The sequence below is a fragment of the Lysinibacillus sp. NPDC056959 genome, assembly GCF_042674095.1.
GTDB lineage: Bacteria > Bacillota > Bacilli > Bacillales_A > Planococcaceae > Lysinibacillus > Lysinibacillus zambalensis.
Genome location: NZ_JBHURE010000021.1, coordinates 65416 through 85673 on the forward strand (window position 1 = coordinate 65416; position 20258 = coordinate 85673).

Annotated in this window: 19 protein-coding genes, 1 tRNA gene and 1 rRNA gene; 2 read left to right on the top strand and 19 right to left on the bottom strand. The window is 36.9% G+C overall.

Features of this window, described 5'->3' with window-relative positions; genetic code table 11:
* Nucleotides 1-17: 17 nt before the first annotated feature.
* The 9 genes from ACFTQ7_RS19335 to groES form a co-directional block, all read right to left on the bottom strand.
* The gene (locus tag ACFTQ7_RS19335) at nt 18-749 is read right to left on the bottom strand and encodes a hypothetical protein (protein ID WP_386830434.1); all 732 of its coding nucleotides are present in this window, start codon (nt 747-749) and stop codon (nt 18-20) included.
* Nucleotides 742-2079, bottom strand: a complete 1338-nt coding sequence (locus ACFTQ7_RS19340) for an AAA family ATPase (RefSeq protein ID WP_349662232.1) — start codon at nt 2077-2079, stop codon at nt 742-744. Before ACFTQ7_RS19340 ends, ACFTQ7_RS19335 begins: the two co-directional genes overlap by 8 nt.
* 228 nt (nt 2080-2307) lie before the next feature.
* On the bottom strand, nt 2308-2712 hold the full coding sequence (locus ACFTQ7_RS19345; RefSeq protein WP_386830435.1) for a hypothetical protein: 405 nt from the start codon (nt 2710-2712) through the stop codon (nt 2308-2310).
* 806 nt (nt 2713-3518) lie between these two features.
* A complete protein-coding gene (locus tag ACFTQ7_RS19350; RefSeq protein ID WP_386830436.1) occupies nt 3519-3977 on the bottom strand; it encodes a DnaD domain protein in 459 nt (152 codons plus the stop codon).
* A 611-nt stretch (nt 3978-4588) separates the two neighbouring features.
* Complete coding sequence (locus tag ACFTQ7_RS19355; protein ID WP_386830437.1) at nt 4589-5326, bottom strand: hypothetical protein; 738 nt, start codon at nt 5324-5326, stop codon at nt 4589-4591.
* Between the two features lie 43 nt (nt 5327-5369).
* Entirely contained in the window at nt 5370-6239 is an 870-nt protein-coding gene (locus ACFTQ7_RS19360) for a tyrosine-type recombinase/integrase (RefSeq protein ID WP_386830438.1), read from the bottom strand.
* A 468-nt stretch (nt 6240-6707) separates the two neighbouring features.
* On the bottom strand, nt 6708-7181 hold the full coding sequence (locus ACFTQ7_RS19365; RefSeq protein WP_386830439.1) for a hypothetical protein: 474 nt from the start codon (nt 7179-7181) through the stop codon (nt 6708-6710).
* A gap of 964 nt (nt 7182-8145) precedes the next feature.
* Nucleotides 8146-9777 (bottom strand): chaperonin GroEL, encoded by a 1632-nt coding sequence (groL, locus tag ACFTQ7_RS19370; protein WP_386830440.1) that lies wholly within the window; start codon nt 9775-9777, stop codon nt 8146-8148.
* Between the two features lie 149 nt (nt 9778-9926).
* Nucleotides 9927-10211: a co-chaperone GroES gene (gene groES, locus ACFTQ7_RS19375; RefSeq protein WP_079563614.1), complete on the bottom strand. Its 285-nt coding sequence runs from the start codon at nt 10209-10211 to the stop codon at nt 9927-9929.
* A 172-nt stretch (nt 10212-10383) separates the two neighbouring features.
* On the opposite strand from groES, the gene ACFTQ7_RS19380 reads away from it, so the two are divergent.
* Complete coding sequence (locus ACFTQ7_RS19380; protein WP_386830441.1) at nt 10384-11148, top strand: CPBP family intramembrane glutamic endopeptidase; 765 nt, start codon at nt 10384-10386, stop codon at nt 11146-11148.
* 103 nt (nt 11149-11251) lie between these two features.
* On the opposite strand, the gene tatC is transcribed toward ACFTQ7_RS19380, so the two are convergent.
* The 3 genes from tatC to ACFTQ7_RS19395 all read right to left on the bottom strand — a co-directional run bounded on the left by tatC (nt 11252) and on the right by ACFTQ7_RS19395 (nt 13143).
* Complete coding sequence (tatC, locus tag ACFTQ7_RS19385) at nt 11252-12073, bottom strand: twin-arginine translocase subunit TatC (RefSeq protein WP_079563612.1); 822 nt, start codon at nt 12071-12073, stop codon at nt 11252-11254.
* A gap of 17 nt (nt 12074-12090) precedes the next feature.
* Complete coding sequence (locus tag ACFTQ7_RS19390; RefSeq protein ID WP_010857065.1) at nt 12091-12276, bottom strand: twin-arginine translocase TatA/TatE family subunit; 186 nt, start codon at nt 12274-12276, stop codon at nt 12091-12093.
* 231 nt (nt 12277-12507) lie between these two features.
* Nucleotides 12508-13143: a redox-sensing transcriptional repressor Rex gene (locus tag ACFTQ7_RS19395; RefSeq protein ID WP_079563611.1), complete on the bottom strand. Its 636-nt coding sequence runs from the start codon at nt 13141-13143 to the stop codon at nt 12508-12510.
* A gap of 225 nt (nt 13144-13368) precedes the next feature.
* Here ACFTQ7_RS19395 and abc-f point away from each other — a divergent pair, with 225 nt between their 5' ends.
* Nucleotides 13369-15312, top strand: coding sequence for a ribosomal protection-like ABC-F family protein (abc-f, locus tag ACFTQ7_RS19400; protein WP_386830452.1), 1944 nt, complete (start codon nt 13369-13371; stop codon nt 15310-15312).
* 481 nt (nt 15313-15793) lie between these two features.
* Here abc-f and tsaD read toward each other — a convergent pair whose 3' ends face one another.
* From tsaD to rrf, 7 genes are all read right to left on the bottom strand, one after another.
* On the bottom strand, nt 15794-16813 hold the full coding sequence (gene tsaD, locus ACFTQ7_RS19405; RefSeq protein WP_386830442.1) for a tRNA (adenosine(37)-N6)-threonylcarbamoyltransferase complex transferase subunit TsaD: 1020 nt from the start codon (nt 16811-16813) through the stop codon (nt 15794-15796).
* Nucleotides 16810-17262 carry a ribosomal protein S18-alanine N-acetyltransferase gene (gene rimI / locus ACFTQ7_RS19410; protein WP_386830443.1) on the bottom strand — a complete coding sequence of 151 codons (453 nt, stop codon included), beginning with the start codon at nt 17260-17262 and terminating at the stop codon, nt 16810-16812. The genes tsaD and rimI overlap by 4 nt, the downstream gene beginning before the upstream one ends.
* Nucleotides 17255-17962, bottom strand: a complete 708-nt coding sequence (tsaB, locus tag ACFTQ7_RS19415) for a tRNA (adenosine(37)-N6)-threonylcarbamoyltransferase complex dimerization subunit type 1 TsaB (RefSeq protein WP_386830444.1) — start codon at nt 17960-17962, stop codon at nt 17255-17257. The genes rimI and tsaB overlap by 8 nt, the downstream gene beginning before the upstream one ends.
* Complete coding sequence (gene tsaE / locus ACFTQ7_RS19420; protein ID WP_349662244.1) at nt 17959-18408, bottom strand: tRNA (adenosine(37)-N6)-threonylcarbamoyltransferase complex ATPase subunit type 1 TsaE; 450 nt, start codon at nt 18406-18408, stop codon at nt 17959-17961. Before tsaE ends, tsaB begins: the two co-directional genes overlap by 4 nt.
* 291 nt (nt 18409-18699) lie before the next feature.
* Nucleotides 18700-19050 (bottom strand): hypothetical protein, encoded by a 351-nt coding sequence (locus tag ACFTQ7_RS19425; RefSeq protein ID WP_386830445.1) that lies wholly within the window; start codon nt 19048-19050, stop codon nt 18700-18702.
* Between the two features lie 350 nt (nt 19051-19400).
* Nucleotides 19401-19476, bottom strand: a tRNA-Asp gene (locus ACFTQ7_RS19430).
* Between the two features lie 549 nt (nt 19477-20025).
* Nucleotides 20026-20141: ribosomal RNA gene (gene rrf, locus ACFTQ7_RS19435) — 5S ribosomal RNA — on the bottom strand.
* Nucleotides 20142-20258 lie beyond the last annotated feature (117 nt).

Sequence of the window (20258 nt, forward strand, 5' to 3'; positions counted from 1 at the left end):
GAACATCGGAGGGCATTTTATTGTACATCTGATTTAATCATCTCAAATAATAACGGTACATTCGTTCCGCGTTGTAACGAATTGCAGCCCTCCATTAAAAATGACCAGCTCATTTTCATTTTTTCTTTATACGGAAGCTCTGCATTAACTGGAAGATAGTCTTTTAAAAACTCTTCTATGGAACTCGATAAATTGTCCATAAATTCATCTGCCTTTTGCACCTTTTCCGTTGCTATTTCATTGCGCTCATTCCAAAGTACATGCTCTAAGTTTGTAGAAAAATAAAATAGCTGGTACGGTATTCTTAATCGCTGAATGCTAAAATGATCATTCGCCACAAGGATTTTGGCATTATTCGCCTTCATTTCATTTCGTTGCTCGATTTGTTCCTTACGCTTCTCAGATTTCACCAATATTGCATCTTCTGTATAGTATAGTTTTTGCTCAATATCTTCCTTCACTTTGACAAATTCGGGGTCAATAAAACAACCGTCTGCATCGGTAATATGAACAACAGCAGTTAAATCCTTCGCTAAAAACTTATACTTTTGCAAATAGTTCTGAATCACACGCGTAACACTATTTTTAATATTAGGTATTCGTTTATTGGCATCCCACTTCGTTAAAATATCCTCCCGTTGTACATCGAAGCGAATCGTAGAATTTGCAAAATGTTCATCTAAATAATCCTCTAAAACAATTTGCTCCGTCTGCCCCTCTACAATGATTAAAAGAACTTTTTTAGTCACGCTGGACACCCGCTTTTCTAAAGGCACGCTTAATTTTAAATATCTTCGTTTCTTTATAAACCTCTTCATCCTGTCCGCCCAACTGAATTGCACGTAAATAAACATCTCGAGCATTATTTACCTCTTTAATACCTTTTAGCTGCATATAACGACGTTCCTCGTTCGTTGTCGTAAACCATAAGTTTTTAATAGCAAGCACCTCTAACACGCGTAGATTATGAGACGTAAAAATAAGCTGGCCTTTTCCGTCCTCATCAATCACTGTTAACAACTCGCCTAATAAATATTCAAAAACACCAGAATCTAATTCATCAATTACTACACAAGCATTTGGGTTATTATAAACGGCAATGAGCACACTGAGTACAGAAATAATTTTCAAAATCCCTTCTGACTCTGTTCTTAGTGGTAATTCACGCTCCCCACGCTGTGATAAAAATTCAAAACGGACTCCTTTTTCTCCATTATCCATCGTTTGTTTTGTAATGACATTAATCTTAATAGTCAGACCCGGAATAATTGCTGATAATACACGATTACTTTGTTCTATTACTTCACATAACACATTAAACGTATCCTCTGGTAATAACGCTGGTCCTTTCAAATTGTAAGGGATAGAACCACGAGTTTTTTCTAGATGGATACTAAATGGCATGCTGCGCTCCTCAAATAATGGTGCGATATTTTGATTATTAACAACATGTAGATCTCGATTAAAATCTATTGCTAAATTATGAAGTAATTGCATTTCTAGCTCTGACAATCTGTCTTGTAATAATGGCTTTAAATCTTTGTGAAAGATAAAGGACGTATATTGTTTTTTAGATAGTTGATGAATGACTAGTAATTGGATACGCGTTTTTTCATTCATATCAGAAAGATTAGCTTTACGTAGTTGTATGTCTTCCTCTGTAACATTAATTAGAATCTTTGAACGCTTACCTTTCTCATTCTCTCTGTAAGCTATACGTTCAACCGTTGTGTACAATCTGTTTTGATCTTCTTTTAACTCTACATAATAATTGAGATAAAAAGTGCCAAATTGATTTTCTACAAGAAACTCGAACTCAATACTTGCCGTATCCTCTCCTGCCATAATTAATCTCTTTTCCTGAGACGGTAATTTTATTTCAGTAATCCAGCCGGAGATCAGTGCCTTTAACAAGCCAAATGCATCAACAATAGTTGTTTTCCCTGAACCGTTTTGTCCGTATAAACCTACAACGTTAGCCTTAAAAAATGTCTCAAAATTCACCGTTAAAACAATTTCACCATGTCGTACATTTCGTAAATTTTGTATCTTAATTTTCTTGATTTTTATAATGGCCATTTATCTAAACATCCTTTAAATAATATTTTCTTCTATTATAATTAAATTTGATATATTTTATAACATTTTCTAATTTAATGTATTATACCTTTGTCAACTATTCACTTAGTTTAATGCCTACAACGATCATAATAGTAGGCATATGTTAGAGAAGAAAAACGAAGAAAGGTGTGTTTCATTGGTCAACCCTAATTTAAATCCCGACGATATTGATGTTAATATTCCGTTTCACCCTAGCATGCCTTCCGGTAACCCATTTCCACCTTTAAATCCGTTACCATATCCGCCGCGCCCTCCGCAGCCATATCCGCCGCAACCATATCCACCACGTCCTCCACGACCATATCCGCCGCAACCATATCCACCACGTCCTCCACGACCATATCCGCCGCAACCATATCCGCCACGTCCTCCACGACCATATCCGCCGCAACCATATCCGCCACGTCCTCCACAGCCATATCCGCCGCAACCATATCCGCCACGTCCTCCACAGCCATATCCGCCGCAACCATATCCACCACGTCCTCCACAGCCATATCCGCCGCAACCATATCCACCACGTCCGATGCCATTTCCAGGCGGGCAATATCCTGGCTTACCAGGGTTACCGGGCTTAAACCTACCAGGCATGTAGATTTTCACCCGACATATTTGGAAGTCTAAGATCAATAACTATAGCAAAAAGGCTATCCAGAAGTTCAAATATGAACTAATGGATAACCTTTTTATAAATTAATATTTAATATGTCACACCAACAGAGTTAAAGCGGGTGCCAAACAATTATGAAAAGAAATTACATGCACTCAAGGAGGAAAATCCCATCCTAAAAAGGGGATATATATTCTTTACGGAAAACCAGCTTTTATCAGAGATTTACTGATAAATATTCACTAAAGCATGAAAAACACTTCTCAAATTTGAGAAGTGTTTTTGTGCTAGAGCCGTAGATTACATCATCCCCGGCATGCCGCCCATACCAGACATATCTGGCATTGCTGATGCTGGTTCTGGAATATCTGCTACTACTGCTTCTGTTGTTAAGACAGAACATGAAGTAGTATTCTCTTACCTACTGTTTTCGCTCTTTCAGCTGTTGATTTATCTACTTTTCATCTCACAATCATTAGGCAACTACCACTTCCCAACGATTTCCTATAATTTCTATTGTAAAGTAGTGGTAGCTCGATGTGAAGAAGGAATTTCACGTGAGTGCAACGGTCACACTTATATAAGAAAAAACCCTACCTCAATATTGGAAAACATGCCCCTACCATCTGTTCAGAACAAGCTCTGTGTTTTAGAAATCTAAAACTACCTGACCTTTACCGTTGCCTAATTAGTGTAATCTGGATGTATTCCAGTTGTATGTCTAGTCTAATTAATGACTGTCAATGATTTTTACTTAACAATATGAATAATGGATATTCCCCACCTATCAATCTGTGAGACCCCCGTTAAACATAGTTCGAACAAACTTCCCTAACTTCTCGTTATCTAGTCCACTATCTATTGCCGATTGTATCGCCCTTATACGTTCCCTTTCGACGGGTGTAGCTTCTATTTTTTGAGTATCCGTAGTCCTATTCCATTCTCTATACTTTTCACCATGTTCTCTTGCGAAGTACATAGCCCCTTTAGCGTCTTCAAGCTTAACACTAGCCCAATGGTCGGCTATCTTTTCCATGTATGGACGGACTAGCTTATTGTTAGACGTTAAAAATACGTATTCGGTTAATGCATTAATAACACCAGTAGGAAGCCCCGTTTTCTCTTGTATATCGTTTATCAGTTTTATATCTGCTTCTCTTGGTTCTCGCCCAAAGTTTATGTCTTTTAATACTTGCCATGTCGTAGTTTCTTCTAAATATTTTATAAGCTCTTCTTCTTTGCTCATTTATTTACGCTCCTTCCCTATCCTTAGAAGTCATTTTAACTAAATGCGGACACGTCTTTTTTCATAAAAATCTCCCTAAGAAAAAAATATGTTCGTTTATTATTACAATTATTGTTGTTGTATTAATCGCTCTACAATCTCAACTAATATTCTACATGAATACGTAAAAGTGTTCCTCTACAACCTGACCCGATTGTTAAACAAAAGTTAAACAACGCTCTTCCACTAAACTGCAACGTTAGTTAGTTGAAAAAACAACCATCTTTGAGAAAGCAGCCTAAAATAAAAATTGATAATCACTTAATTTATCCCGTCATTCCTATGTACTTTAGCTTCATAAAGTTGTTCCCGTGTCACTTCATTTCCCTTTGGGTGTGCGTGTAGGAGCTAGCTTGGATTCTTCATTCACCATCATCAAAATATCGGAAACTGCGCCCCCCTCTCTATACTATGTAGCGCTCCGATTGTCCATCCGATACTCTTCTGACCTTCACTGACCAATATGTCAATTCGACTTCTAGGAGCAAGCTATGAAGCTCCTGTAGCTCTACAGAAGGCTTCTGACACGTTCATGACAGTTTCACCTCGGCTCAATAAAAGAATGATTTTATTTAGATAGTATTCAAAAGTTTTTTTATTAAAATGTTTTTTTCAGAACCGCTAATTTTCATTTCTCCATCAAAACGATGTAAAGCCTTATTACCGCCTACATCCCCACATGTTTCATCCAACCAATACATTTCACATTCCATTTGAAATGTATTTTCTAAAGGTGAATCATAAACAAAATCAGAAGTTAATCTTCCATTAATATGTAAAATGTCTGAATCAAATTTAAATCTCAACTTAACCCAACTCATGTTTTCTATAATTATAGTGTTTTCTTCGTAAACTATAGTGTCTACGGGGTATCTAACTAAATAATCTGTAGATTTCAAAAAATACCATATAGCATCTAATAACTCCAGACACTTTTCAAAGGAAGGTGGTTGAGCATCTCTATGTTCAATATCATTTCTAATTGCTAATAATTGCTTCATTAAAAAAGGTCTAACAACTCCTAAAAACTCCAATAATTCTAAATATCCCTTTGGTTTATCTTCTAATTTAATACTTTTTAAGTGATATAAATCTTCAATTAATTGCAATCTTTGGTTTAATGACCTCTTTAAGTTAGCAATGCCATCAGAAAGATGAAAATCGGTTTGATTACTCTCTATCAATCCTCTTGAATGTTCCCAAATTTCATAGGCACGATTCAATCTATCTATATTTGTTACTTGAGTAGATTCAACTTTATAATCAAAAGTTAGAACATCTTTACTAATCCACTTATTTTCGATAATCAAAAATTTCCCTCCCTGTATATCTTCCATTTAATTTAATTCTCAGCTATAAATACTTATCAATAGTTTTATCATTTACAGAAAGATAATGTCTATTGATAGTTTCAAGGTTTTTGTGACCACTTTGCTTTGCGATTGTTGCAAGGTCTGCTCCTGCTTCGTGCATTGCTGAAATTTGTGTCTTGCGTAGTGTGTACGGTGCAAACCCTAGCCACTTGTTAATTGACTTTCTGTATGCTGTATCACTAATTCTTGTGTTGTGATATTTATTGTATCTATTAACTTTACCTACTAGGTAGCTTTCATCGTTTAGACCATATTCCTTTATGTAGGCACGAACAGCGTTTACGCATTCAAGCGTTAAGCGCTTAGATTGCCAATCACTCTGCTTCAACATGTAGACATTTACCGAACAATTATCTAAATTAATATCTTCAATTTTGATATTTATCATTTCAGATGGGCGACATGCTGTAATCAGATTGAACAAGGAAATGGCTTTGGCTCTTGTATCTAATTTTTCAATCAGTGCCATGACTTCACTTTTCGATTGTGCCGATTGACCTTTCATCAGCTTCTGCTTTGCATAGGCAGTATGATTGTATTTTTGTCTTAGTAGGGCAATGCGCTTGTTTTGGTCTTCTGTTTCAATCAATCCATATATATTGACTAAGAAGTGTTTAATCCCTGCTGAACGCTTGTTGAATGTACTTAGTTTAAGACCTGTTTCAATCGTATGTAGCAAATATTTTTCTAGTGTTTCAAATGATATTGGTTGTTTCATCTGCTCTGCATAATGCATGAAGCGATTGAAGTCTCCTTCATACATTTTTGACTTCTTATCTATCTCCTGTTGGATAGCATCATTTACTTTCTTATCTTCTATGATTGATTGAACTTGAATTAATTCTCCCATGACCGCACTTCCTTTTTTTCTTATCTTTGTAAATTTATAGCACCATTCTCAAGTTGCGATAAGCAACCTTTTCGTAATTTGATAACCATTCTCATAGATGTATTTCTTGAACGAGAATCAACCCACTCTCGTCAGAAACGTATGTTCTTAATGTGAATCTTAAATGGAATCAGTCACAATTTAATCAATGAAACATTTTTATTTATGTATTGCTGCTCTTTCAACTATTTATCCATTGGAGCAATAATTGGGGTTTATGCTGTGTTTTATCATGGATAAGCCAATGGTTAGATTATTGGAGGTTTAGTCCTTATCGTATCGTGAAAGGTAACAAGGTTGTGATTCAATTAGACATACGCATAAAAAGTAGAATGAAATATTATCATGTTCAATTTGTACAAATAAAAGACACACTACAATTAAGTAATGTGCCTACTCTACATTATATCTACTTCACTATAATTCTAGTTATTTCTTCGGTTGCTTTGTACTATCAACATATTCCCATTCCTCAGTAACTTCCATACTACCTCCAAGCGAATTAATGAAATCTCGTGCTAATTCGAACGCTTCTTTTTGTGCATCATTAGTTGACTTAATAGTATTAATATTTACTAAAGATTCAATTTTAGTTCTTTCTTTATTCAAAAATGTAAAAGAATAATTACTTCCACTACCTTCAGCATTTTCAGTAGTTATAGAGAATTCATCAGTTTCTTCATTTTCAGAAACAACTTTATAGTCATAAACCATCTTAGTTCCATTAATAACCGTAGTAAAATTCTGCTTGTCAATATAATAATGTGTTTCCTTTCCATCTTCATCTATACTTTTCCAATGACCAAGCAGGGAACCCTGTAAAGTTTCAATATCTCTACCGCTACATCCTGTTATTATCAATAGTATAGAAATTAATAAAAATAAAAGATACGCTTTTCTCACAAATCATTACACTCCTTAATTATCCAAGTTATATAAATATATCATTAATAATAGTATTTTGGAATCAAGTTTTGATTTTTTCTATGATTCTTTATCTTCAATTTAAAATAAAATACTAATAATATAAGAAGAAGCACAACAATTAATGCTGTGCTGAAAGAAAATCATATATGAAATCCTTTGAATCAAGGTAAGCCTGCTCAATATCATCCCTGCAAGCCTTGAAATGCTTCCTGTGAGTGTTCCATTTGCTTTGATTGTTTAGCATCATACGGACATAGTTTTCATTTTCTACGGCTTTGGCTTGCTTGATTAAGTCATTATGTGACTGTGTGCCTGCTGTTGTTGCTACTGTACGCTCGTGAAAATATGAGTAAGTTAAGCAGGGAATGAACATTTCCTTTTGCAAACGTTGAAAGATTGTGATTCAAGTTACATAGTCCTTTTGTTAATGCCTTCACTTACTCATAGTATCGCTCCTAGACCAATAGAAAAGCGATAGAGTGTGTTTCCCCCTACCGCATGATTTTAATTCGATTCTCTTAGCAAAAATCGCCTTCGGTAAACCCTCTGTGAATCAACCTGATAGCAATACATGCAACCAAGTATGCACTAGCTAATTTTCGAATCGTCTGTGCGTGCGCTGGTTCAATCTCCTAATAGCTCCTTTTGATTCACAGAACTCTACAAAAGGAAGAAGCAACTGCTTGTAGTTTTGAATATTCACCTCTGTTGTATTCTTAAATCTTCTGTCTGCTATGAAGTCCTCGTAAGCAAATTTTAATAGCATAGAAAAAACCACTCCTCATAATTATTAAAAATCATGAGAAGTGGTAGTTGCTTTGTATTTTAATTGTGAGTAACACTACTTCACAAAAAGAAGTGTTGCAACGTGGATTTCAAGGCTCTCTAGAGGCGAAATCATCAACCTTCAAAAGCTGTGTAAACCCTTGCTACGAAAGGATTACATCATTCCTGGCATGCCGCCCATACCAGACATGTCTGGCATTGCTGATGCTGGTTCTGGAATATCTGCTACTACTGCTTCTGTTGTTAAGAATAGAGCTGCTACAGATGCTGCGTTTTGTAAAGCTGAACGAGTTACTTTCGCTGGGTCTACTACGCCCGCTTCAATCATGTTTACCCATTCGCCTGTCGCAGCGTTGAAACCTACACCGATTGCTTCACGTTTTAGACGATCCACAATAATTGAGCCTTCAAGACCTGCGTTGTTTGCGATTTGACGTACTGGCTCTTCTAAAGCACGTAGAACAATTTTCACACCTGTTGCTACGTCGCCTTCTTCTGCATCCGCAACTTTTTCAACTGCTGCATATACGTTAAGAAGTGCAGTACCACCACCTGATACAATACCTTCTTCAACTGCTGCACGAGTTGAGTTAAGAGCATCTTCAATGCGAAGTTTGCGTTCTTTTAGTTCTGTTTCTGTTGCAGCACCAACTTTGATTACTGCTACGCCACCTGCTAATTTTGCAAGGCGTTCTTGTAATTTTTCTTTATCGAATTCTGAAGTTGTTTCAGCAAGCTGAGCACGGATTTGACCAATACGGCCTTCGATTGCATCTGCACCGCCAACACCTTCTACGATTGTTGTATTATCTTTTGTCACAACCACTTTTGCAGCGCGACCAAGTGATGTAATATCAGCTGATTTAAGATCTAAGCCTAATTCTTCTGTAATTACTTGACCACCTGTTAAAATTGCGATATCTTCTAGCATTGCTTTACGACGGTCACCAAATCCTGGCGCTTTAACCGCTACAGCATTGAATGTACCACGAAGCTTGTTCACTACAAGTGTTGCAAGAGCTTCCCCTTCAACATCTTCAGCAATGATTAACAGTGGACGACCTTGTTGTACCACTTGTTCCAATAATGGTAATACTTCTTGGATGTTTGTAATTTTTTTATCAGTAATTAAAATATATGGATTATCTAATACAGCTTCCATTTTATCTGTATCTGTTACCATGTAGTGTGATGCATACCCACGGTCGAATTGCATACCTTCAACTACATCAAGCTCAGTTGTGAAGCCTTTAGATTCTTCAATTGTAATAACTCCGTCGTTACCCACACGTTCCATTGCTTCTGCAATTAATTGCCCTACTTCATCATCAGCAGCAGAGATAGCCGCAACCTGTGCGATTTCCTCTTTGTTGCTTACTGGACGAGAAATAGCGTTTAATTCTGTAAGGGCCGCTACAACTGCTTTGTCAATCCCTTTACGAATGCCTACAGGGTTTGCACCAGCTGTTACGTTTTTTAAGCCTTCACGAATAATAGCTTGAGCTAATACTGTTGCAGTTGTTGTACCGTCACCAGCGATCTCGTTCGTTTTAGAAGCAACTTCTGCTACTAATTTTGCACCCATGTTTTCGTATGGATTTTCTAGCTCGATTTCTTTTGCAATTGTTACACCATCATTTGTAATAAGTGGTGAACCGAATTTTTTTTCTAAAACTACGTTACGACCTTTTGGCCCTAGAGTAATTTTTACCGCGTTTGCTAATTTATCTACACCTTGTAGCATTAATGAACGAGCGTCTTCTGAGAATTTAATATCTTTTGCCATTTGAATTTACCCTCCTGAAATGGAATATTCGTTAAGCTTCATCAATATATTTATAAAAATTTCGCCATACTGTCATTGTCACCTATTCATTTGTTTATCTGTGACAATGACTAAAGGTATTAACTTTAATAAACTAAAAAAGTATGAACTTATTCAATAATTGCAAGAATATCGCTTTCGCGTAAAATTAGGTATTCATTACCTTCATATTTAACTTCTGTACCAGAGTATTTAGAGAAAATAATGCGGTCGTCAACTTTAACGTCAAGCTCTACACGTTGTCCGTTCTCTAATATACGACCTGTCCCAACTGCTACAATTTTACCTTCTTGTGGCTTTTCTTTTGCAGAGTCTGGCAGTACAATACCGAATGCAGATTTTTCTTCTACCTCGATTAGTTCGATTACAATACGATCTCCTAGTGGTCTTAACAAGTGAAACAACCTCCTATTAATTAAATATAAGATTAAGTCTATTAGCACTCTACCCATACGAGTGCTAATACAATTATTATGATAATCAATCACACTTTTTTTTGCAAGTCAGAACTTCGAAAAATTTTGTTTTCTTTCCATATTCCTCTACAATAGAAAGGTAGCATAATGAATGGAAAGGATTTTGACTGTGAACAATTCTACAAAAATAAATAAGCATAAAAAAACAGCCCTTTATGTTTTAGTGATTTATATCGTCATGCATTTATCAGGGATATTGCTAGCAAAACCGTTTCACAAGCTTGTTATGAGTACGACTGGTTTACCTAGCGAGCAAGCTGCTCCGCTTACGCAAGGCTGGTATATTGCACTTAGCTTTGCCATTGCGTTAATTCTAAGCTTAATCCTAACATCTCGCGATAAAGCGTTTTGGGATATTTATAAAGGGAAGAAAGAAACGATACCACTGTCCATTATGTGGGGATTTATTGGTTTCTTCTTAGTTTTCTTTGGCCAAATGATTGGCGCAGCGATCGAAATGGCTATATTCGGTATCCAAGGTGGATCGCAAAACACAGCTGATATTGTAGCTATTGCAAAAGGTGCTCCTATTGCGATATTAGCGATAGTTGTTTTTGGACCCATATTAGAAGAGTTCGTCTTCCGTCGTGTTATTTTCGGATCGCTTGTCCAAACAACTAATTTCTGGATAGCCGGTATAGTAAGCGCCATTTTCTTTGCTCTTATTCATATGGACTTCTCACATATCTTGCTTTATACAATTTGTGGATTGATCTTTGCCTTCTTATATCACAAAACAAAACGCATTTGGACGTCCATTATCGCCCATGTCATGCTGAACGGTTTTGTGACACTTGTACAATTGTATGCAGAACCATTGCAAAAGTTTCTTCAAGAACTAGAAAAAATGCAATAAAAATCAGCGGGTGTTTAGACACCCGCCGAAAAGAAGTTAAATTTACCTGTATCTATCACGACAAAAAAGCTCGATGCTACTAATTAGCATCGAGCTTCTATTATTATTGATTCAGTTCTTCGATTTGACGTCTCTGCTGTTCAAGTGCCTCTTCTATCTGACGTTTTTGCTCAGCTTCTTGTTCTTCCTTCATTCGCATTTCCTCTGATTTTAAGTATTTCTTATAGCCAATACGAGAAATCATAATGCTAATTTCATAAAGAACAAACAACGGTACTGAAACCATTAAGTGCGAAGCTAATTCAGGTGGCGCGATTAGTGCAGCACATACAAATAAACCAAAGTATGAATACTTACGAATACGAATTAGTAACTCAGGAGATAAAATCCCAATACGTGAAAAGAACAAGACTACAATCGGTAATTGGAAAAGGAAACCAAAAGGTATTGTAAGCTTAAATAAAAACGAAAAATATTCATGTATGCCAATTGTTTGTTGAATTTCTAAATCGTTTGATAAATTCATCATAAACTTTATGACATAAGGGAATAGTAAAAAATATGAAAAAGACAGCCCTGCTAAAAACAATAAAAATGAATACGGTATATAGCTTAAAGTTGCTTTTCGTTCTACGTCCCTTAATCCAGGGCTAATAAAAGCCCACAATTGATACATCAATACCGGTGAGGATAGGATAAATGCTATTAAAAAAACTACTTGGATATAAATTGCAAGTGGTGTTACTACATCAAATGCATGGAGCTCTATATTATAATTCGCTCCAGTACTTTGAAGATATTTAACAAGCGGCTTTGCAACAAAGAAGCCGCCAGCCATAGCTAGAACAAAGAAAACGGCAACAATGAAAAGCCGTTTTCTTAATTCTTCTATATGTTCAATGACAGTTAGATCTCTTGGATTCATTCCTCAAACATCCTAACTTACTTATCTAATTCTTTCTTTTTCTTGTCATCATCATCTTCGTCGGCTAAACCTTTAGTAGCATTTTTGAATTCACGTAATGTTGAACCAAATGCTTTACCAAGCTCTGGTAACTTTTTAGGACCAAAAATTAGTAATGCGACAATTCCGATAATAATGAGGCTCATAGGACCAATACCACCCATTAAAGCCACCTCCTCTTTATATCCATCATTTTAACGTATATTTCGCCATTTTGCTAACTAATTATATGTGAAAGTTTTTCGTCATTCTCTCAATTTTATACTTACTTCTATTTAACAGAAACTGTGAGCTATGCTATCAATTATGCCTAGGTCTAATTGCGTCCTAAGGCTTTAACTTCTTTCAGCGGGCGTTTGTACACCCGCTGAAAGAAGTTAAATTATGTACAATGATCACTCTTCCTGATTACGAATTAAATAAATAAGCGCCTGCAACTCTACCGACAAATCAATTGTTAAAAGTTGCATTTTATCTGGTACAGTAATACGCTCTGGCGTAAAGTTCAAAATTCCTTTTGCGTTCATCACTGCTAATCTATCAGCCATTTTCTGTGCAGAGCGTGGTGAAACTGTTAAAATTGCAAGCTCCGCTCCATATTCCGCATATTTTTCTTCCAATAAGTCAGGGTGAAAAACAGGAATATTGCTAATCATTTTCCCTTCTTTTGGGGCCTTCGAGTCAAATGCAACAACGATATGAGTATTGTGGTTTTTTTGAAAATTATATTTTAATAAAGCACTACCTAAATTCCCTACACCAATTAACGCAACCTTTGTCGCTTCATGTTGATCGAGCGTTTGGCTAAAAAATTGTAAGAGATGCTGCACATCATAGCCATATCCCTTTTTCCCAAGAGCACCAAAATAAGAAAAATCTCGGCGAATAGTTGCAGAATCAATTTTCATCGCTTCACTTAGTTCCTTCGACGAAATGCGTTCCATGCCTTCTTGTGCAAAGTTTTGGATAAAACGATAGTAAAGAGGAAGTCTTTTCGTAGTGGCTTGTGGAATTTTCAACTCTTGTTTCAAACTTTTTCCTCCTTAAAATGTATCAAGTTCTATTTATGATACAGGCTTTATATTTCTAAATTTATAATATTCACTAGAGGATTTCCCTTTATTTAATGGCGCTTTTACGCCACTAAATAAAGGGAAATCGTTTCAATCTTACATGACAGCTTGGAATAAGTAAAGCATCGACATTGCAAGCCAATCGCTCATCCATTACACTAAGGAAGAATTGAGGTGTCAAGAATGATTGTTTTACAGGTCAATCAACTATATAAATCCTTCATTGCAGATGAAATTTTAAGTGGCGTAAAATTAGAAGTTCAACATCGTGACCGAGTTGCATTAGTAGGTCGTAACGGTGCGGGTAAATCCACTTTACTTAAAATTATTGCTGGTCAAATGTCATATGACTCTGGCGATATTATTATCCCGAAAGGTATACAAATTGGATACTTAGAGCAGCATGCTGGTTTAAACTCGACATTGTCGATTTGGGATGAAATGATGACAATTTTTGAGCCGCTTATTGCCCAAGAACAAACGCTACGATCATTAGAACAACAAATGGCCGACCCAGCTGTTTATGAAAACCCTACTATATATGCAAAAATAATGTCTGAATACGATCATTTGCAGCATAATTTTAAGGATGCGGGTGGCTATCAATATGAATCGGATACACGATCCGTGCTTCATGGTATGCAGTTTTATCCTGAGGATTACCAAAAGTCAATTAGCTCACTATCAGGGGGACAACGGACTCGGTTAGCACTTGCTAAGCTTCTTTTAAGTAAGCCTGACCTATTAATCCTTGATGAACCTACTAACCATTTAGATATTGAAACCCTTTCTTGGTTGGAATCATATTTAAAGGGTTATGAAGGGGCTATTCTAATTGTTTCCCATGACCGCTACTTCTTAGACCAGGTTGTTTCCATTGTCTACGAAGTATCTCGTCATCGCGTCACAAAATATACAGGCAATTATAGTGCCTATTTAGATGAGAAAGCGAAAAATTATGAGCGTGATTTGAAGCTATATGAACGTCAGCAAGATGAAAAGGCCAAGCTTGAGGAATTTATTCAAAAAAATATTGCTCGTGCTTCTACTACAAAAATGGCACAAAGTCGTCGTAAAATGCTCGAACGAACAGAATGGATGGACTCCCCTGAAGGTGATGAAAAGTCAGCAAGCTTCGGTTTTACAATTGAACGTCAAAGTGGTAACGATGTATTATCTATCGATGACTTAACGATAGGTTATGGCGATAAGAAAATATCAAGTGGCATCACACTACGCACTTTCCGAGAAGATCGCATTGCACTTGTTGGACCAAATGGTGTTGGTAAATCCACTTTATTAAAAACCATTGTCAAAGATTTGCTACCATTCACTGGAGAGATTCGCTATGGTACAAATGTTCAAATTGGTTACTATGATCAAGAGCAGGCAAAGCTATCGAGCAATAAAAGTGTTTTAAAAGAGCTATGGGATGAATGGCCTTTAATGAATGAAAAGGATATTCGCACAGTGCTAGGCCGCTTCTTATTCAGTGGAGTTGATGTAGATAAAACCGTGTCGTCTTTATCTGGTGGAGAAAAGGCCAGACTTGCATTAGCTAAGTTGATGATGCAAAAGGCAAATCTCTTAATTCTTGATGAGCCTACCAATCACTTAGACTTAGATAGTAAAGAGATACTGGAAAACGCACTTATTGATTATCCTGGAACGCTCTTATTCGTATCGCATGACCGATATTTTATCAATCGAATCGCTACTAAAGTAATCGAACTGTCTGGTGATGGTTCCTTTGAGTACTTAGGTGACTATGATTATTTTCTTGAGAAAAAACAAGAGTTACTAGAAATCGCCCAAATGAAGGCTGCTGCTCAACCTCAAGCGCAAGCTGATGTACCTGAGAAAATCTCTACCTCTAAAATTGATAAAGAGGCTAAAAAACGAGAACGTCAAATTAGACGCACGCTTGAGGAACTAGAAGGGAAAATGCAGCAAGAAAATCTTGAAATAGCTCGCTTAGAGGAAGCTCTTTGTGATCCTGAGATTTTCACAGACCACGAAAAAATCACACAGCTCCAGGATGAATTATCCACTTCTAAAGAACAGTACGAGTTATTTGAAATGGAATGGCTTGAGCTAAGTGAGGAACTTGAAAATATTACCTTATAATATATCCCCTACCGAACTTCTATCTTTACAGTGGTAGTATTGTAAAGCCATGTGCCTTGTCACATGGCTTTTTACTTTACTCGTCTTCATTTTTCATATATATTGGTCAAGTGCTATTTTTCGACAAAAAATGCCCACAACTTTATTCACACTATAAAACTAGTAATACCAACATATCAACAGACTTTTCCACATTGTCCACAATTCAAAAATATTTTATTCACATGATTCTGTGCAAAACAGGCTACTATATATTGAATAATCACAAGTTATGCACAAGTTATCAACATTTTGTGCATAAGTACGGATGTTCGCTCTTTTATTTTCGTCTTGCCTGTGGATAATTTTCTGAAAAATTTGTCAACTGATAAGATTTATATTTTCTTATGTCCACTGTTTTCTCAACATTTTTTTCATAAAAGCAAAAAAGAGGTGTTTTAGAATTAAATCTAAAAAACCTCTTTCTCTATAGTGAAAGCATTTACACCCAGGATTTTAACTCCATTCCAGGGCGACCGTTCATTGATAAATTGCCTCGAATATTCGTTTCAAACATAGGTGTTGCTGCTGCCCCTATCATAGCGGCATTATCTGTACACAGCTTTAATGGCGGTACATACAGCGGGATACCTTCTTCCGCAAAAACAGACTCAAGTGATGTACGTAAGCCTTTATTTGCCGCTACACCTCCAGCTGCAATAACTTGTTTCACTTTATATTCACGTGCTGCCCGTAATGTTTTAGCTGTTAGCACTTCAACTACGCTATCCTGAAATCCTTTGGCTACGGCAGTCGGAGAAATCTCATCTCCACGCTGATCCATATTATGCTTATAATTAATAACTGCTGATTTTAAACCGCTAAAGCTAAAATCATAAGAATCTTCCTCTAACCACACTCGTGGGAAGGTTACAGCCTCATCTCCCTCGTGTGCTAGCTTGTCAATACGTGGACCACCTGGATACGGTAAGCCTAAAACACGTGCAACCTTATCATAAGCTTCACCGGCTGCATCATCTCTCGTTTCACCAATGACTTCAAAAGATCCATGTTCTTTCATATAAACTAGCTCTGTATGGCCACCTGATACAACTAGTGCTAATAATGGGAATTCCATCGGCTGCACGAGTGCGTTAGCATATATATGTCCAGCTATATGATGCACACCGATTATCGGTAAATCATTGGCAAATGCAAAAGCCTTCGCTGCATTAATCCCAATTAACAATGCACCTACAAGACCAGGACCTTCAGTAACTGCCACAGCGTCTAAATCAGTTGGCTTCATATTTGCCTGTGCTAATGCTTCTTCAATAACCACTGTAATTTGCTCAACATGATGACGAGATGCAATTTCAGGTACAACCCCACCAAATCGTTTATGACTTTCTATTTGAGATGCAACCACATTTGAAACAATTTCAGTGCCATTTCGAATAATCGCTGCTGCTGTTTCATCACAGCTTGATTCTATTGCTAATATAATTCGATCTTCCATCATAAATTCACCCACATGACAAGGGCATCCTCCCCGTTATCTGTATAATAGCCTTTACGTATGCCACCGTCTTGGAAATCAAGCTTTCGATAAAGATTTTGAGCAACTGTATTTGTCACTCGTACCTCTAAACTCATGACTTCCATACTATGGTCTTTCGCAATACGCATTGCCTCTCGCATTAATCCTTCACCAATTCCGTGACCGCGAGCAGCATCTATAACGGCTACGTTCGTAATTTGCGCTGCGTCTATAACCATCCACATGCCACAAAAACCGATAATGTTATTAAATTCATCTATAGCTAGCACATAATGTGCATACTGATTTTCATGCACTTCATAATAAAAAGAGTCTAACGTCCATGGCGTAGAAAATGTAGCAAGCTCAATTTCATACACTACTGGGACATCTTCAGATACCATTTTACGATATATTACATTACTACTCATGTGCCTTCTCCTTTTGTTCCTTCAGCCAATTCGCCTCCGCCTCTGCAATACGTTTGTATTGCGGGACAAAATGATGAACAGCCTCCACACTTGGTAGCTCCACTTTCGTCGCTAATCGAACTGTTTCACTTGCTCTTGGCAAGTCATGACTAAACGGTATGCGTTGAGCATAGTCACCTAACACCTCTACGATTTTATACCAAAAAATATCTACATCTACTCCAACAAATAAAATCGGTGCCTCTAAAGCCTGTAAACGCTCTAATAAGCCATCAATATGATCGTGATAATCATCTATAATTGTTTCAAGCTCACGACCTTTATAAACGGCCGTATAAACATTGCCTCTTCGCGCATCAAAAACAGGACAAATAAATCCATCATATAGTGCTGCATTTGCGGCTAATGACTTTAAGCTAGATATTCCAACTAAAGGCTTTTTCAATGTCCATGCTAATGTTTTTGCAAGCGTCACACCTATTCGTACACCTGTATAAGAACCAGGTCCTTCTGATACAGCAATCGCATCCAACTCGCTTGGCTTTATGCCAGCGTTTGCTAGCACTTCTTCAATGGCTGGCATAGCACCTGCCGAATGCGTTAATTTTATATTTTGTACAATCTCTGCGACCACTTTACCGTCCCTTATTACAGCAATAGAAAGTGGTGCATTCGCTGTTTCAATCCCTAACCAAATCATTTCATTAGCTCCTCACATAATGCCTCATATCGCTTTCCAAGAGGTGTTAATACAAATCGTCGTTGATTTTCTCCCATTCGGTAAATTTCTATTCCAAGGCGCTCCTGTGGTAAATCCTGTTCAATCAAATGAGCCCACTCGACAACTGATACCGCATCACCATAAAATAGTTCGTCCCATCCAAGGTCTTCATCGCTTTCTGCTAAACGATAAACATCTAAATGATTAAATGGTAAACGCCCCTCATATTGCTTTACAATCGTAAACGTCGGGCTATTGACTGTCCTCTTCACACCAAGCCCCTTCGCTAATGCTTTCGTAAATGTCGTCTTGCCTGCGCCCAAATCACCCTCTAATGTAATTGTATCCTGGGCTTCTAGTAAGCTTGCTAGCTTCAGCGCAAAATGCTCAGTATCATCAAGTGAATTCATTATTTTTTCATACATCATCTCTTTTTCCTCTCCTAGCTCCATTACTTCTAGTTTACCGAAACAAGCGTAAATGTTCAAAGCATCCAATGGATTTTAAAAAAAAACAATTACACCTTGGCGTAATTGTTGCAGCTTGTCGACAAAAAGAATATAAATTACTGTATATCGAATTAATAAAAGTGATATTCACTCAAGTTGGTGCTCATCATAGGATGGGTCGATAAGGTGAAACTACTAATCAATTATGCCTTGGTGTAATTATCGCTATCGCTACTAAAACATGTGCAAAATGAAGAGACAACATCCTTATAAAAAGAAGTGCTTATTTTTTTTACCCTTTATCTCACTAATCTCTTTTTTAACCAATTTATCATCTTTAAATTGTACATTATAAGCTTTTGTCATAAGTATTTCATCATTCCAGCGGAATTGATCTTTTTTCAATGTTTCTCCTGCTCCCCCTGCAATTTTTACTACCTCCATATATGTCATACCTTCTTTTATTTTTTCAAACTCTGCTTCATTCATATTTTTTTGCCAGTGGTACGCATTGGATTCCTCAATATCTAAGATAGGATCTCCACAGCCTACTAGTATTACAGCAGCACCTATGAGCAAGCTTATATTAAGACGTTTTATGTAATAATAATTTCTCATGTAACACCTCCAAATCTTTTTCACACGAGAGAAATCGATAATCATCGTCATTTTTATAGTTAATGCCCTATTTGTTAGATTTATTACCCAGCTCTTTATTTCTATCACTCTTCATCAACTGTAGTGAAACGTAATGGTAAGGTTTCTATGCTACCCCCTACAAGCACTATAGGGTCTTTTCTAGTCTGTTTTATGCAAGGGTTCGAGGTATTCACCTCCATCTTAAATTGTATTGCATATAAGAAATAATATTTTTAGAAATTATACATATCCACTAATTTCCTTATAATAACAATAAAAAAAGTTCTTATGATTTAAAAGCATCATAAGAACTATATTATCAATTATAATGGCGGTCCCGACCGGGATCGAACCGGCGATCTCCTGCGTGACAGGCAGGCATGTTAACCGCTACACCACGGGACCTCTTTAAGACATTTATAAATATATCATATGTAATTAAGGTATGCAATACTTTTTTATATATTTTTTTTATATTCTCTATCTTTTACGTATCGACTTTGCAGATCTATTATGTCGACGCAAGATTGGATTTGGCTTATGCCTGCAGATTTTTGCATAAAAGCGAAGCGGCAGCACAACATGAGGGGCGACACGATATCGGTCATTTCGGTAATGCCACAGGACGTGGCGTTTTTAGCCTGAGCTCCCCTATTTCAGGGGGGTGTTTGAACCCCCCCTGAAAAGCAGCTTAAAATCGCATTCCTCTCACAATCTATAGAGGTAGGAAAGTTTTGTATCTGACGCTATGCTTACGATACAAAAGACATTTGTAACTAATGTTTCACTTTTGCTACGAAAACACTCTTGCTGAAAAAAGAAAGGCGATAAATATAAAAAGAGCAGCTACAATACTAGTGTTTTGTAGTCGCTCTTTACATTGTTTCATCGTCTACAGCTTTAGCTTCTTGTCTATAATAAAAAACAGCCAGCACACAGCTGACTGTCTAAATTGCCTAGCGACGTCCTACTCTCACAGGGGGAATCCCCCAACTACCATCGGCGCTAAAGAGCTTAACTTCCGTGTTCGGTATGGGAACGGGTGTGACCTCTTTGCCATCATCACTAGACTTATTTAGTTAAAAGAAATTATTCTTTCAAAACTGGATAAACGGTTCATTGAATGTTTCAAACATTTTGGTTAAGTCCTCGATCGATTAGTATTCGTCAGCTCCATGTGTCACCAC